Source organism: Pseudomonas sp. p106 (assembly GCF_003936645.1).
In the GTDB taxonomy this organism is placed as follows: Bacteria; Pseudomonadota; Gammaproteobacteria; order Pseudomonadales; family Pseudomonadaceae; genus Aquipseudomonas; species Aquipseudomonas putida_E.
Genome location: NZ_RHQR01000004.1, coordinates 203,722 through 218,555 on the forward strand (window position 1 = coordinate 203,722; position 14,834 = coordinate 218,555).

Consider the following 14,834-nt stretch of genomic DNA (forward strand, 5'->3'; position numbering starts at 1 on the left):
CAAGGCCGTTCCTACGGGCGGTCGCGAAAGGGTCGCAAAGCGGCCCCGCATCCTGTCACGCAGACCGCGTCAGCCATTGCGCCGCTGCCCGCCCGGCCCGTAACCCGCTGGCAAAGCACGCCGTCAACAGATACCCCCCCGTCGGCGCCTCCCAATCGAGCATCTCGCCGGCACAGAACACGCCAGGCATGCCCTTGAGCATCAACCCCTCATCCAGCCCCTCGAAGCGCACGCCACCGGCACTGCTGATCGCCTCGTCCAGCGGCCGGGTGCGTACCAGCGTGATGGGCAGCGCCTTGATCGCCCGTGCTAGCGCGGCCATATCGGCAAACGTCGCCTGATCCGTCAGTTCACGCAGCAGTCCCGCCTTCGCCCCGTCGATGCCCAACTGGCTGTGCAGGTGCTTGGCCATCGACCGCGAACCACGCGGCTTGGCCAGGGCCTGGGCAATCTTGTCCACAGGCTTGTCCGGCAGCAGGTCGAGCAGCAGCGTTGCCTGGCCGTCTCGGTTGATGGCCTCGCGCAACGGTGCAGACCAGGCATACACCAGGCTGCCCTCGACACCCTGGGCGGTAAGGATGAACTCACCTTTGCGCGTTGCCGTGCCTGGCATGCCCAGGGCGATGTTCTTCAGCGGCGCGCCGGCGAACTTGTCCTTGAGCAGCGCACTCCAGCCTGCGACTTCAAACCCGCAGTTGCTCGCTTGCAAGGGGGAGATATCCACAGCCCGTTCGGCCAGCACAGGTTGCCAGGCGCCGTCGGAGCCCAGCCTGGCCCAACTGCCGCCACCCAAGGCCAACACGACAACATCAGCCTTTACCTGCAGTTCGCCCTGTGGATAAGCGATTTGCAAGGCGCCGTCGGCGTGCCAGCCCAGCCAGCGATGGCGGGTGTGGATAACTACGCCGCTGTCGCGCAGGCGTTTGAGCCAGGCGCGCAGCAACGGCGCGGCTTTCATGTCGGTCGGGAAGACTCGGCCCGAAGTGCCCACGAAGGTTTCGATGCCCAAGCCGTGAATCCACTGGCGCAGGGCATCGGCATCGAAGTCGCCGAGCAGCTGGTTGATCTCGCTTTCGCGTTCGGCATAGCGCGCCACGAACTGGGGATAGGGCTCGGAATGGGTAATGTTCATGCCGCCGACGCCCGCCAGCAGAAACTTGCGGCCCACCGACGGCATGGCGTCGAACACCTGCACTGCCAGGCCCGCCTGGGCCAGGGCTTCGGCGGCCATCAGGCCGGCGGGGCCGGCGCCGATGACGACAGCCAGGGGAGGGGATGCGGGGCGTAGATCGGACATGGTGGTCAGCAGGCTGTGGAAAAGACCGCGCATTCTAACGCAGCAGGGGTCATGCAAGCACTGAGCAAAAAATGATCAGTATGCTGCAGGGCACGGTGGTAAAGGGCTGTAGCGGCTTTCCAGCAGGTTATCCACAGGCGGTTCCACAGTCATTGTGAACAACTGATGACCTTCGCCGCGCTGTGGTGGAGGATGCCGTGGCGCCGCGCCAAGGCTTCCCTGTCCTTGCTGTAGCCGCCGCCGATCACGCCGACCACCGGGATATCCCGCCCCAGGCAGTGGCGCATGACATGCTCGTCGCGCGCAGCCAAGCCGGCATCGGTCAGTTGCAGGTAGCCGAGGGCATCGTCCTTATGTACGTCCACACCGGCGTCGTACAGCACCAGGTCGGGTTGATACAGCGGCAACAGGTAGTTGAGCGCGTCTTCCACCACCTTCAGGTAGGCGGCGTCACCCATGCCCCGCGGTAGCGGAATATCCCAGTCACTGTGGGCCTTGCGCGCCGGGAAGTTCTGTTCGCAGTGCAACGATACGGTGATGGCGTCCGGGGTGTCCTGCAGGATGCGCGCGGTGCCATCGCCCTGGTGCACGTCGCAATCGAAGATCAGCACCCGGTGCACCCGCCCGGCTTCGAGCAGGTAGCGGCTGATCACGGCCAGGTCGTTGAAGATGCAGAAACCGGCTGGGTGGTCATAGTGGGCGTGGTGGGTACCGCCGGCCAGGTGGCAGGCCAGGCCGTGCTGCAGCGCCATTTCGGCAGCCAGCAGCGAGCCGCCCACCGCCCGCACGGTGCGCCGCGCCAAGGCCTCGGTCCAGGGCAAGCCCAGGCGGCGCTGGTCCTCGCGCGACAGCTCGCCGTGCATGTAGCGCTCGATATAGTCGCGGTCGTGGGCCAGGGCGAGGATGTCGTTGGGGCAGATTTGCGGGCGCAGCAAAGCCTGGTCGGTGGTCAGCCCGCTCTCGACCAGGTGGTCGCGCAGCAGGCGGAACTTGTCCATGGGGAAACGATGCTCGGGTGGGAACTCCGGGCTGTAGTCATCGTGGTAGATCAGCGGCAACGGCATGGTGGGTTCGCAATCGGGGCCAGTGCTGATCTTGCCAGTTGTTGGGTTGTGGGTAAAAGTACTGCGCCGCGCCTACGCTGAACCTGTAGCACGGCAAAACCGGAGCACGCCCCATGACCCCCATCCTTGAACTGGAAAGCGCCCGCCTGGTCTTGCGCCAATGGCATGACGACGACCTGCGCGAGTTCGCCGCCATGAGCGCCGACCCGCAGGTGATGCGTTACTTTCCAGCCCCCATGACGCGGCTGGAGGCGGCGGCACTGATCGGCAGGATCCGCGGCCATTTCAACGAATACGGTTTCGGCCTGTGGGCCCTGGAGCGCAAGGACAGCGGCGCCTTCATCGGCATGACCGGCCTGCTCAACGTCAACTTCGATGCGCCGTTCGCGCCGGCCGTGGAAATCGGCTGGCGCCTTGCCCGGCGCCACTGGGGCCTGGGCTTTGCCAGCGAGGCGGCGTGGACCTGCCTGCGTTGTGCTTTCGCCCAATTGCGCCTGGAGGAGGTGGTGTCGTTCACTACCGAGGCCAACCTGCCGTCGCAGAAGGTCATGCAGGCCATCGGCATGGAGCAGGACCTGCAAGGCAGTTTCGAGCACCCGCGCCTGCCCGCCGGGCACCCGCTGCGGCCCCACGTGCTGTACCGCATCGACCGGCCCCGCTGGGAGCAGACCTTGCGCGCTGAATGAGCGGTCATGCGCGGTGCCGATGACAAACCCTGTATCATTTGCCTTCATGAAAGCGCCGTAGAGCTGTGATGCCTTGCTAGGAGAACCCCCGATGAGTCATGTGTTGGACGACCTGGTCGACCTGTTGAGCCTCGAATCGATCGAGGAGAACCTGTTCCGTGGACGCAGCCAGGACCTGGGCTTCCGCCAGCTGTACGGTGGCCAGGTGCTGGGCCAGTCACTGTCGGCGGCCAGCCAGACGGTCGAAGACGCGCGCCATGTGCATTCGCTGCACGGCTACTTCCTGCGCCCGGGCGATGCCAGCCTGCCGGTGGTCTATTCGGTCGACCGTGTGCGCGATGGCGGCAGCTTCAGTACCCGGCGCGTGACGGCCATCCAGAAGGGCCAGACCATTTTCACTTGCAGTGCGTCGTTCCAGTACGACGAGGAAGGTTTCGAACACCAGGCGCAGATGCCTGATGTGGTCGGGCCGGAGAACCTGCCGAGCGAAGTCGAACTGGCCCGCGCCATGGCCGACCACCTGCCTGAGCGCATTCGTGACAAGGTGCTGTGTGCCAAACCGATCGAGATACGCCCGGTCACCGAGCGCGACCCGTTCAACCCCAAGCCCGGCGACCCGGTGAAGTACACCTGGTTCCGCGCCGACGGCACCCTGCCGGACGTGCCCGCGCTGCACAAGTACCTGCTGGCCTACGCCTCGGACTTCGGCCTGCTGACCACCTCGCTGCTGCCCCATGGCAAATCGGTGTGGCAGCGCGACATGCAGATCGCCAGCCTCGACCACTCGTTGTGGTTCCACGGCAACCTGCGCGCCGATGAGTGGCTGCTGTACGCCACCGACAGCCCATGGGCCGGCAATGCCCGGGGTTTCTGCCGGGGCAGTATCTACAACCGTGCGGGGCAGCTGGTGGCGTCGTCTTCGCAGGAAGGCTTGATCCGTCACCGCAAGGACTGGGCATGAGCCTGGCCGATATCCGCAACTGGGTGTTCGACATGGACGGCACCCTCACCGTGGCAGTGCATGATTTTGCCGCCATTCGTGAGGCACTGGAGATTCCGCCCGAGGACGACATCCTCACCCACCTGGCGGCATTGCCTGCGGCGCAAGCGGCCGCCAAGCATGCGTGGCTGCTGGAGCACGAGCGCGACCTGGCGGTTGCCTCGACTGCAGCTACCGGTGCTGTGGAGCTGGTGCGGGAGCTGGCCGGGCGTGGCTGCCGGTTGGGCATCCTTACCCGTAATGCGCGTGAGCTGGCGCATGTCACGCTGGAGGCGATCGGCCTGGCGGATTGCTTTGCCGTCGAGCACGTGCTCGGTCGTGACGAGGCGGCGCCCAAGCCCAACCCCGATGGCCTGCTGAAGATCGCCAGTGCCTGGGGTGTGGCACCGAGCGAACTGGTGATGGTGGGTGACTACCGCTTCGACCTGGATTGCGGCCGAGCGGCCGGGGCGCGCACAGTGCTGGTGAACCTGCCGGATAACCCGTGGCCGGAACTGGTGGACTGGCATGCGGTGGACTGCCGGGCTTTGCGGGCGTTGCTGGGCTGAGTTTTCGGTCGCCTGCGCTTGCCCTGCCGCCGGCAAGTTGATCACCGCTGCTGAAGGCTGCCCGAGCACCTGTGGGAGCCAGCTTGCCGGCGATAGGGCCGTTACTGTCTATGCTCACCCCCAGTCTTTTCCCCAAATGGAGAACCAGCCATGACCCATAAAGCCATCTACGTGCAACCCGGCGGCGGCTACGACAAGGTCGAAGTCGGCACCTGCGAGGCTGCTGCGCCCAAGCCCGGCGAGATCACCGTACGCCTGCACGCCAGCTCCCTCAACTACCACGACTTTGCCGTGGTCAGCGGCATGTGGGGGCCGAGCGAGCGGCGCATTCCCATGGCCGATGGCGCCGGCGAAGTGATTGCGATCGGGGCGGGCGTCAGTGAGTTCAAGGTAGGCGACAGCGTGGTCAGCACCTTCTTCCCGGACTGGCTCGATGGCCAGGCACTGGTCGAAGGCTTCGCCAGCGTGCCGGGCGATGGCATCGACGGCTACGCGCGTGAACAGGTCACCGCCCGCGCCACCTCCTTCACCTTGGCGCCCAAGGGCTACAGCCACGCCGAAGCCGCCACCCTGACGACCGCCGGCCTCACGGCCTGGCGTGCGCTGATGAGCGACGATTACCTCAAGCCCGGTGACACCGTACTGGTGCAGGGCACCGGCGGCGTGTCGATCTTCGCCCTGCAGTTCGCCAAGCTGGCAGGCGCCACGGTAATCGCCACCTCGTCCAGCGATGCCAAGCTCGAACGCCTCAAGGCCCTGGGCGCCGACCACCTGATCAACTACAAGAGCACCCCGGCCTGGGGCGAGAAGGTGCGTGAGCTCACCGGCAACCGTGGCGTCGATCATGTGATCGAGGTAGGCGGGCCGGCGACGCTGGAGCAGTCGATGATTGCCGCACGGATCGGTGGCCATGTGTCATTGATCGGCATCCTTACCGGTGTCGCCGGGCAGTTGCCGCTGGTTCAGGCGCTGGTTCGGCAGATCCGTCTGCAGGGTGTGCTGGTGGGTAGCCGCGCGCAGCAGCAGGCGATGGTCCGGGCGATCGACGCCAACGGCTTGCTGCCTGTGGTGGACAAGCATTTTGAGCTGGAGCAGATCGTCGAAGCGTTCCGCTACCAGGAGAGCAACCGGCATTTCGGCAAGATCTGCCTGACCTGGTAATCGCCAGCCTCAGTCCGGCAACAAGCGGTCCCGGCTGTTGGACAGATGCAGGCAGATCGCCGCCCGCGCCGCATCCGGGTCCTGCCGGCCAATGGCGTTGAGAATCGCCTCATGCTCCAGGTTGGCCAGGTAGGCATGCCGGGCCAGGTTGGCCCCGGCGCGTTCGGCGATGGCCATGCGGTTGCGTGGAATCAGGCCATTGCCCAGCTGCGCCATCATCTCGCTGAAGTACAGGTTGCCGGTGGCCTCGGCGATCAGCAGGTGAAAGCGGCGGTCCGCTTCGATGCAGCTGTCACCGGCGGCGGCGAGGTCCTGATAATCGTCCAGCGCCTGGCGCATGCGTGCCAGGTGGTGTTCGTTGCGGCGCACGGCGGCGAGGGCGGCTGCCTGGCCCTCGAGGCCGATGCGCAGTTCCAGCAGGTCGCGCACGCTTGCGGCATTCTCCACTCCCACCCGTAACCCGGCCTGCGCCGGGCGCGCCATCACGAAGGTACCAATCCCGTGGCGCGGTTCTACCAGGCCGGAGGCCTGCAGCTTCGACAGGGCTTCACGCACCACGGTGCGGCTGACACCGTGCTCGCGCACCAGGGTGTTTTCCGACGGCAGTTTGTCGCCCGGCTTGATGGTGCCCAGCAGGATCTGCTGGGTCAGGCTGGAGACCAGGTCGTGGGCACGGCTGTGGCCTGTTTTGCGGGACTGCTGGGGCATGGGCCGCTCCGGTTGGCGAGTTAGCTTGTACGACAAGTTAGCCGATAAAAATATTTTCTGCCTGTTTTTTCGCAGCGCCGGGCAACCTGAAAAGTGAACTTATTAGCTTTATCGCCGCTTTTATACGATCTATAAGCTTGTATTTTGTGTTTTTAACGACAATCGCCATCTTGTCGTACAACTTCGCCGCGCATATGCTCTGCCCACTGTCATGTCAGACCACCTCGACCCGCACAAAAACAATTAGTGGGAGATACACAAGTGAACGACACCCTCGATCCGTCTGCCCGTAACGGCGGCGACGTGCTGGCCAGCGCCGTGGCCAAGGTCAAGCGCCACGTCCTGCCGCTGTTCGTGATCATGTTCATCGTCAACTACCTCGACCGCGTCAACATCGGCTTCGTCCGGCCACACCTGGAAAGCGACCTGGGTATCAGCGCTGCGGCCTATGGCTTTGGTGCCGGGTTGTTCTTCATCGGCTATGCGCTGTTCGAAGTGCCCTCGAACATGCTGTTGCAGCGCGTCGGCGCCCGCCTGTGGCTGACCCGCATCATGTTCACCTGGGGGCTGGTGGCCACGGCCATGGCCTTCGTGCAGAACGAAACCCAGTTCTACGTGCTGCGCTTTTTGCTCGGTGTTGCCGAGGCCGGCTTCTTCCCTGGGGTGATCTACTACTTCACCCGCTGGCTGCCAGGTGCCGAACGCGGCAAGGCGATTGCCATCTTCCTCAGCGGCTCGGCGCTGGCCTCGCTGATCTCCGGCCCCCTGGCCGGCGCGCTGATGCAGATCCAGGGCCTGGGCATGCATGGCTGGCAGTGGATGTTGTTCATCGAGGGCATGGCCTCGGTCACGCTGTGCTTCTTCGTGTTCTTCTGGCTCGACTCCAAACCGCACGACGCGAAGTGGCTGAGCAAGGCCGAGCAGGACGCGTTGGTCGATACCATCGACCGCGAGCAACGTGAGCGCGAAGCCACCGGCGCCGTCAAGGTATCTTCCTGGAGCCTGCTCAAGGACCGCCAGATCGTGCTGTTCTGCCTGATCTACTTCTGCATCCAGCTGACCATCTACGCTGCGACCTTCTGGTTGCCCAGCATCATCAAACGCATGGGTGACCTGAGCGACCTGCAGGTCGGCTTCTTCAACTCCATCCCGTGGCTGATCTCGATTCTGGCCATGTATGCCTTCGCCGCTGGCTCCTCACGCTGGAAGTTCCAGCAGGCCTGGGTGGCTGCTGCCCTGGTGATCGCGGCCATCGGCATGTTCATGTCGACCACGGGCGGGCCGGTGTTCGCCTTTGTCGCGGTGTGCTTTGCCGCCATCGGTTTCAAGTCGGCTTCGTCACTGTTCTGGCCGATCCCCCAAGGCTATCTGGACGCGCGTATCGCTGCGGCGGTGATCGCCCTGATCAACTCGGTGGGCAACCTGGGCGGCTTCGTCGCGCCCACCACCTTCGGCCTGCTCGAGCAGCAGACCGGGTCGATCCAGGGTGGCCTGTACGGCCTGGCCGTGACCTCGGTGCTGGCGGCCATTGCGGTGTTCTTCGTGCGCACTCGCCCAAAGGGCGTCCCCTCCAATGACCTCAAGGCCCCTTCGGCCTTGGGCCAGACCCACTGATGACTGCGAGACAACAACCATGAACATGCAGACGACTCCCGCACTCCACACCAGCACCCCCGTGGTCACCGACCTGCGCGTGATCCCGGTAGCCGGCCATGACAGCATGCTGCTCAACCTCAGTGGCGCCCATGGCCCGTTCTTCACCCGTAACGTTGTGGTGCTGCGTGACAGCGCCGGCAACACGGGCCTGGGCGAAGTGCCCGGCGGCGAGAAGATCCGCCAGACCCTGGAAGATGCCCGCAGCCTGGTGGTCGGCCAGCCGATCGGCCACTACCAGCGTGTGCTCAATGCCATGCGCCAGACCTTCGCCAACCGCGATGCCGGCGGGCGTGGCCTGCAGACCTTCGACCTGCGCATTACCGTGCATGCGGTGACGGCCATCGAGTCGGCGCTGCTCGACTTGCTCGGCCAGCACCTCAATGTGCCCATGGCCGCGCTGCTCGGCGAAGGCCAGCAGCGCGACGCGGTGAAAATGCTCGGCTACCTGTTCTATATCGGTGACCGCCAGCAGACTGACCTGGCTTACCGCAATGAGGCCGATGCCGATGATGACTGGTTCCGCCTGCGTCACGAGAAGGCACTGACCCCTGAGGCCGTGGTGCGCCTGGCTGAAGCCGCCAAGCAGCGCTATGGCTTCAGCGACTTCAAGCTCAAGGGCGGCGTGCTGCGTGGCGAAGAGGAGATGGAGGCGGTGACGGCGCTGGCCGAGCGCTTCCCCGAAGCGCGTATCACGCTAGACCCCAATGGCGCCTGGTCATTGCAAGAGGCCATTGCCCTGTGCCGTGACAAGCACCACGTGCTGGCCTACGCCGAAGACCCGTGCGGTGCCGAAAACGGCTATTCGGGCCGTGAGGTGATGGCCGAGTTCCGCCGTGCCACCGGCTTGCCCACCGCCACCAACATGATCGCCACCGACTGGCGCCAGATGGGCCATGCGATCCAGTTGCAATCGGTGGACATCCCCTTGGCCGACCCACACTTCTGGACCTTGCAGGGCTCGGTACGGGTGGCGCAGATGTGCAACGACTGGGGCCTGACCTGGGGTTCGCATTCGAACAACCACTTCGATATTTCGTTGGCGATGTTCACCCAGGTGGCCGCGGCGGCGCCGGGTGAGATCACGGCGATCGACACCCACTGGATCTGGCAGGACGGCCAGCGCCTTACCCGCGAGCCGCTGCGCATCGTCGACGGCCATGTGCGCGTGCCAGAGCGCCCAGGGCTAGGGGTGGAGCTGGATGAAGACCAACTGGCCAAGGCCCATGAGTGCTACCGCAGCATGGGGCTGGGAGCGCGGGATGACGGTGTGGCGATGCAGTTCCTGATCCCCGGCTGGACGTTCGATAACAAGCGGCCTTGCCTGGTGCGTTGAAGCCCGTGGCAAGCCGGCCCACAGGTACCCCGCTGCTCTCAAGCTCAGCGCAAACCAGTGGGAGCCGGCTTGCCGGCGATTGGGCTGCGCAGCAGCCCCCTCACCCCGCCTCAAAAAATGCCCGAGCCATCGCCACAAACGCGCCCAGCACTGGGTTCGGATTATCCCGGCAATACGCCAGAAAGATCTCCGCCTGCTGGTCCGTCCCCACCATTGGCTTGAACACCACCTGCTCCAGCCGCAGCGCCTGCGCCGATGCCGGCACCACCGCACAGCCCAGCCCGACATTGACCAACCCCAGAATCGAATGCGTCTGCCCCAGTTGGTGCAGATAACGCGGCTGCACCTCGTGGCGGGCAAACAGATTGGCGATGCGGTCATGGAAGTAGCGCCCCTCGTTGGCGCTGTACATCACGAACGGCTGCTGATCGAAATCGGTCGGCTTGAGCCGCTCGCGCGCTGCCAGTGCATGGCCGGCGGGCAGGGCAGCGACGAAGGGCTCGCGGTGGATCGGCAGGTACTCCACGCGCGCGCTGGGCAGTACCTGGCGCACCAGACCGACATCGATCAGCCCAGCCTCCAGGTCATGCACCTGGGTTGCGGAGATGCGCTCGCTGAGCACCAGTTCGATGTCGGGCACTGTCTTGGCGGCGTGCACCAGCAGGCGCGGGATCATGCTGTAGGCCCCGACCGCTGTGAAGCCCAGCGTCAGTCGGCCAGCCTCGCCATGGGCAATGCGCCGGGCCGACTGGCTGGCCGATTCGGCAATCTGCAGTATGCGCCGGGCATCTTCCAGAAAGCTCTGCCCGGCGAGCGTGAGCCGCGCCTGGCGGTTGTTGCGCTCGAGCAGCAGCACCCCCAGCGAATGCTCCAACAGCTGGATCTGCCGGCTCAACGGCGGCTGGGTCATGTGCAGGCGGCTGGCGGCACGGCCGAAATGCAGCTCCTCGGCAACCGCTACGAAGCAGCGCAGCTGGTGCAGCTCCATGATTCAATTCCTGAATTATTCGATCCACCATCTATATTAGACCTGTATCGCATGCCGGCCTAGCATCGAGTCACACCTTTGAAGTTGCCGGATATCAACGATGAACAACGACAACACCGCAGCCGTCGAGCTGCTGCTGACCCAGCCGGTACCGGATGCCATCGATGCGCAACTGGTCAGTGCCTACCAGGTGCATCGGCTGTATCGACATGACAATCCTCAACAACTGCTCGATGAGGTCGGCCCTCGTATTCGTGGGGTGGTCACCGGTGGCGCCAAAGGCTTGGCCAATGCGCTGATGGATCAACTGCCAGCGCTACAGATCATCGCCATCAGTGGCATCGGCACCGACGCTGTCGACCTGCACCACGCGGCGAAGCGCGGCATACATGTCACCACGACCCCGGGGGTGCTCACCGATGACGTGGCCGATATGGCCATGGGGTTGATCATCAACACACTGCGCCGCCTGGGCGAAGGTGAACGCCTGGTGCGTGACGGCTTGTGGGGCACGGTCAACCTGCCGTTGGCGCGCAAGGTCAGTGGTAGTGCGCTGGGCATCGTCGGCCTTGGGCAAGTCGGCAAGGCCATCGCCCGCCGCGCTGCCGCCTTCGACATGCACATTGCCTACAACGGCCGGCGCGAACAGCACGGCTGTGGCTACCGCTTCGTCGCTGACCTGGTCGAACTGGCGCGTGCGGTGGATGTGCTGGTGGTAGCGGCCTCGGCTGATGGCGGCAAGGTGCTGGTGAGCGCCGAAGTGCTCGACGCGCTGGGCCCGCAGGGCTACCTGATCAACGTGGCGCGCGGCAAGTTGGTGGATGAAGGCGCACTGGTCGAGGCCTTGCGCGAACGGCGCATTGCCGGTGCGGGGCTGGATGTGTTCGTCGATGAACCCCATGTGCCACCGGCTTTGTGTGACCTCAACCAGGTCAGCCTGCAGCCGCACCGAGGCAGCGCCACCCTGCAGACCCGCCTGGAAATGGGGCAAATGGTGCTGGACAACCTCGCTGCCTGTTTCCGCGGCGAGGTGCCACCGAACTGCGCGTAGCCCCTATCGCCGGCAAGCCGGCTTCCACTGGGAGCCCACTGCTTTGCAGCCCGGTGATGTACCTGTAGGCGCCGGCTTGCCGGCGATAGGGCCACTAGCGACACCACAAGGCCACACCTTCTCTGCACAAGAACAATCGCTTCCATCGAGAAGCAAGAGGGTACACATGAACAGCAAATCCGCCGTCGCCGCACCGCAGGCCGTCGCCGCAATCGGCCGCCATCGCTTCCTTGTCCTGGCGCTGATCTTTGTCATCACGGTCATCAACTATGCCGACCGCGCCACCCTGTCGATCACTGGCACCGAGGTACTCAAAGACCTTGGCCTGGACCCGGTCATGCTCGGCATGATCTTCTCTGCCTTCGCCTGGGCCTATGCCCTTGGCCAGGTGCCAGGCGGCTGGTTGCTGGACCGCTTCGGTGCACGCCGCGTATATGGCATCAGCCTGATTCTCTGGTCGCTGTTCACCCTGCTGCAAGGCACAGTGGGCTGGCAGGGCCTGGCCGGTGTGTCGGCTGCGGTGGCGTTGTTCTCCATGCGTTTCATGCTCGGCCTGGTGGAGTCACCGGCATTCCCGGCCAACTCGCGCATCGTCAGTTGCTGGTTCCCCACCCGCGAGCGCGGTACCGCATCGGCGCTGTTCAACTCGGCGCAGTACATGGCAGTGGTGGTGTTCGCGCCGCTGATGGCGTGGATGACCCACACGATGAGCTGGGAGCAGGTATTCATCTGGATGGGCGTGCTCGGCCTGCTGCTGAGCGTGGTGTGGTTCCGCCTTTACCATGAGCCGCACAGCGCACCAGGGTTGAGCCGTGAAGAGTTCGACTACATGCGTGAAGGCGGAGCGCTGGTCGACCTGGAAAAAGAGCGCAAGACGGCCAAGAGCAAACCGACCCGCGCGGAGCTTGCACAGCTGTTCACCAGCCGCAACCTGTGGGCGGTCTACCTGGGGCAGTACTGCATTACCGCGCTCACCTATTTCTTCATCACCTGGTTCCCGATCTACCTGATCAAGGGCCGTGGCATGACCATCATGGAGGCCGGCTGGGTGGCCGCGTTGCCGGCCATCTGCGGCTTTACCGGCGGCATCCTTGGCGGCTTTGTGTCCGACTGGCTGATCCGCCGCGGCGTGCACCCGTCCAGGGCGCGCAAGACGCCGTTCGTGATCGGCATGGCGTTGTCCATCACCTTGGTGCTGGCCAATTACGTGGATGGCAATGCGGCGGTAATCGCCCTGATGACCTTGGCATTCTTCGGCAAGGGCCTGGCAGCGGTGGGTTGGGCGGTGCTGTCGGATGTGGCACCGAAGAAAATGGTCGGCCTGTGCGGTGGCGTGTTCAACGGCATCGGCAACATTGCCGGCATCGTCACCCCGCTGGTAATCGGCTACGTAGTGGCCAGCACCGGCTCCTTCGACAACGCACTTTGGTTCGTGGCCGCCCATGGCGTGCTGGGGATCTTCGCTTATCTGTTGCTGGCCCGGCGCTTCGAACGGACGGGGCAGGCGTAGGCAGACGCCTGAGCAACAGAGGCCCCGGGAGACCGGGGCTTTTTTGTACCTGTTACGCATACCCAGATGAAAAAAAAACCCTCAAATGGCCATCAGGCGTGTCTGGACATGCCATCCACGACATCTGACGTTTATGGAAAAGCGCTGTCGTGATCGAACAGTTGCGAGGCGTTCTCGTGTAATTTCCTGCAGCCTCAGCCGGCTTAAATGAACCCCGAACCGCACTGACGCCCTGCTTTGTGACGCGCGCCAAAGATCAACAACAGCGCGCCAGCAAGGTGTCGACTCATTGAATCCAAAGGAGATATTTTCGCCTACGCCTGCCCGTCCTTCCTTGTGTCAGCAAAAAGAGAACAACATCAATGAACACCGTGGGAACTGATGGCAACCTTGCACAAGGTTTCAAGCCACGTCATGTAACGATGCTGTCCATCGCGGGCATCATCGGCGCCGGTCTTTTCGTCGGCTCCGGGCACGCCATCGCGGCAGCCGGGCCAGCCACCATTGTTTCTTACTTCGTGGCCGGGACCCTGGTGGTGCTGGTCATGCGCATGCTCGGCGAAATGGCCGTGGCGCACCCCGACACCGGTTCGTTCTCCACCTATGCCGACCAGGCCATCGGCCGCTGGGCCGGCTACACCATCGGCTGGCTGTACTGGTGGTTCTGGGTGCTGGTGATCCCGATCGAAGCACTGGCCGCCGGGCATGTGCTCAACGCCTGGTTCCCACAGGTGGACAGCTGGATCTTCGCCCTCGCTTCGGTGCTGCTGCTGGCGTGCACCAACCTGTTCAGCGTGGCCAAGTACGGTGAGTTCGAGTTCTGGTTCGCCATTCTCAAAGTCACGGCAATCCTTTGCTTCATCGGCTTGGGCTTTGCGGCCCTGATGGGCTGGTTGCCCAACCGCGAAGTCAGCGGGTTGAGCGGGTTGATGAGCGCCTACGGCGGCTTTGCGCCCAACGGCTGGTCTGCCGTGATTGGTGCATTCATCACCGTGATGTTCAGCTTCATCGGCACCGAAGCGGTGACCATTGCCGCCTCCGAATCCAGCGACCCGTCGCGTAACATCGCCAAGGCCACGCGCTCGGTGATCTGGCGTATCAGTACCTTCTACATCCTGTCGATCTTCGTGATCATCTCGATCGTGCCATGGAACGACCCGCAGCTTGCGGTGGTGGGTTCTTACCAGCGTGCGCTGGAAATCATGAACATCCCCAATGCCGCCTTCATGGTCGACCTTGTGGTGCTGGTGGCGGTGACCAGCTGCATGAACTCGTCGATCTATATCGCTTCGCGGATGATGTACTCACTGGCCAAGCGCGGTGATGCACCGGCCTTCCTCAACAAGACCTCCAAGGTCGGCGTGCCACGCGCTGCCGTGTTCGGCAGCACCCTGATCGGCGCGGCCATCGCCATCCTCAACTACTTCGCACCCAAGGGTGTGTTCGAGTTCCTGCTGGCCAGCTCTGGCGCCATTGCGCTGCTGGTTTACATGGTCATCGCCATCTCCCAGCTGCGCATGCGCCGCCGCCTGGAGCGCGAAAACGCGGAACTGAAATTCCGCATGTGGCTGTTCCCTTGGCTGACCTGGGCGGTGATCATTTTCATTGGCGGGGCGCTGGCGGTGATGATGTATACGCCCGAGCACCGGGTGGAGGTGAGTTCGACCTTGGGCTTGGCGATCGTGATTTCCTTCCTTGGGATTGTCACTTCGCGGGGGCATGAACGACAGGCGGCGGTGGTGCGCTCGCTCGGTTGAGCGGCGGCTGTGACGCCTCCATGGTGGCCGGGTTGCTCGGCCACCATGGACCGGTCGGCGTGATGTATCCGTGCC

The 14,834-nt window shown here is 64.1% G+C and carries 13 protein-coding genes; 9 read left to right on the top strand and 4 right to left on the bottom strand.

Annotated features, from left to right (window positions below; translation table 11 throughout):
• Positions 1 to 55: 55 nt before the first annotated feature.
• Together EGJ09_RS07230 and EGJ09_RS07235 are read right to left on the bottom strand one after the other, a co-directional pair.
• Positions 56 to 1,297 carry a TIGR03862 family flavoprotein gene (locus EGJ09_RS07230; RefSeq protein ID WP_125923521.1) on the bottom strand — a complete coding sequence of 414 codons (1,242 nt, stop codon included), beginning with the start codon at positions 1,295 to 1,297 and terminating at the stop codon, positions 56 to 58.
• Between the two features lie 149 nt (positions 1,298 to 1,446).
• Positions 1,447 to 2,361, bottom strand: a complete 915-nt coding sequence (locus tag EGJ09_RS07235) for a histone deacetylase (protein ID WP_125923522.1) — start codon at positions 2,359 to 2,361, stop codon at positions 1,447 to 1,449.
• Between the two features lie 113 nt (positions 2,362 to 2,474).
• Between EGJ09_RS07235 and EGJ09_RS07240 the strand changes: the two genes are divergently transcribed.
• From EGJ09_RS07240 to EGJ09_RS07255, 4 genes are all read left to right on the top strand, one after another.
• Entirely contained in the window at positions 2,475 to 3,047 is a 573-nt protein-coding gene (locus EGJ09_RS07240) for a GNAT family N-acetyltransferase (protein WP_046785152.1), read from the top strand.
• 91 nt (positions 3,048 to 3,138) lie between these two features.
• A complete protein-coding gene (tesB, locus tag EGJ09_RS07245) occupies positions 3,139 to 4,008 on the top strand; it encodes an acyl-CoA thioesterase II (protein WP_012312594.1) in 870 nt (289 codons plus the stop codon).
• Entirely contained in the window at positions 4,005 to 4,595 is a 591-nt protein-coding gene (locus EGJ09_RS07250) for an HAD family hydrolase (protein ID WP_012312595.1), read from the top strand. Before tesB ends, EGJ09_RS07250 begins: the two co-directional genes overlap by 4 nt.
• A gap of 150 nt (positions 4,596 to 4,745) precedes the next feature.
• Positions 4,746 to 5,756: an NAD(P)-dependent alcohol dehydrogenase gene (locus EGJ09_RS07255; protein WP_125923523.1), complete on the top strand. Its 1,011-nt coding sequence runs from the start codon at positions 4,746 to 4,748 to the stop codon at positions 5,754 to 5,756.
• Positions 5,757 to 5,765: 9 nt separating this feature from the next.
• Here EGJ09_RS07255 and EGJ09_RS07260 read toward each other — a convergent pair whose 3' ends face one another.
• A complete protein-coding gene (locus EGJ09_RS07260; RefSeq protein ID WP_125923524.1) occupies positions 5,766 to 6,464 on the bottom strand; it encodes a FadR/GntR family transcriptional regulator in 699 nt (232 codons plus the stop codon).
• A gap of 261 nt (positions 6,465 to 6,725) precedes the next feature.
• On the opposite strand from EGJ09_RS07260, the gene EGJ09_RS07265 reads away from it, so the two are divergent.
• A complete protein-coding gene (locus EGJ09_RS07265; protein WP_046785155.1) occupies positions 6,726 to 8,078 on the top strand; it encodes an MFS transporter in 1,353 nt (450 codons plus the stop codon).
• 19 nt (positions 8,079 to 8,097) lie between these two features.
• Positions 8,098 to 9,453 carry a glucarate dehydratase gene (gene gudD, locus EGJ09_RS07270; RefSeq protein WP_012312599.1) on the top strand — a complete coding sequence of 452 codons (1,356 nt, stop codon included), beginning with the start codon at positions 8,098 to 8,100 and terminating at the stop codon, positions 9,451 to 9,453.
• 100 nt (positions 9,454 to 9,553) lie between these two features.
• Here gudD and EGJ09_RS07275 read toward each other — a convergent pair whose 3' ends face one another.
• The gene (locus tag EGJ09_RS07275; RefSeq protein ID WP_080952079.1) at positions 9,554 to 10,441 is read right to left on the bottom strand and encodes a LysR substrate-binding domain-containing protein; all 888 of its coding nucleotides are present in this window, start codon (positions 10,439 to 10,441) and stop codon (positions 9,554 to 9,556) included.
• A 100-nt stretch (positions 10,442 to 10,541) separates the two neighbouring features.
• Between EGJ09_RS07275 and EGJ09_RS07280 the strand changes: the two genes are divergently transcribed.
• From EGJ09_RS07280 to gabP, 3 genes are all read left to right on the top strand, one after another.
• The gene (locus tag EGJ09_RS07280; RefSeq protein ID WP_125923525.1) at positions 10,542 to 11,492 is read left to right on the top strand and encodes a 2-hydroxyacid dehydrogenase; all 951 of its coding nucleotides are present in this window, start codon (positions 10,542 to 10,544) and stop codon (positions 11,490 to 11,492) included.
• A gap of 166 nt (positions 11,493 to 11,658) precedes the next feature.
• Positions 11,659 to 13,002, top strand: coding sequence for an MFS transporter (locus tag EGJ09_RS07285; RefSeq protein WP_125923526.1), 1,344 nt, complete (start codon positions 11,659 to 11,661; stop codon positions 13,000 to 13,002).
• A gap of 362 nt (positions 13,003 to 13,364) precedes the next feature.
• Positions 13,365 to 14,759: a GABA permease gene (gene gabP, locus EGJ09_RS07290; RefSeq protein ID WP_046785159.1), complete on the top strand. Its 1,395-nt coding sequence runs from the start codon at positions 13,365 to 13,367 to the stop codon at positions 14,757 to 14,759.
• Positions 14,760 to 14,834: the final 75 nt, after the last annotated feature.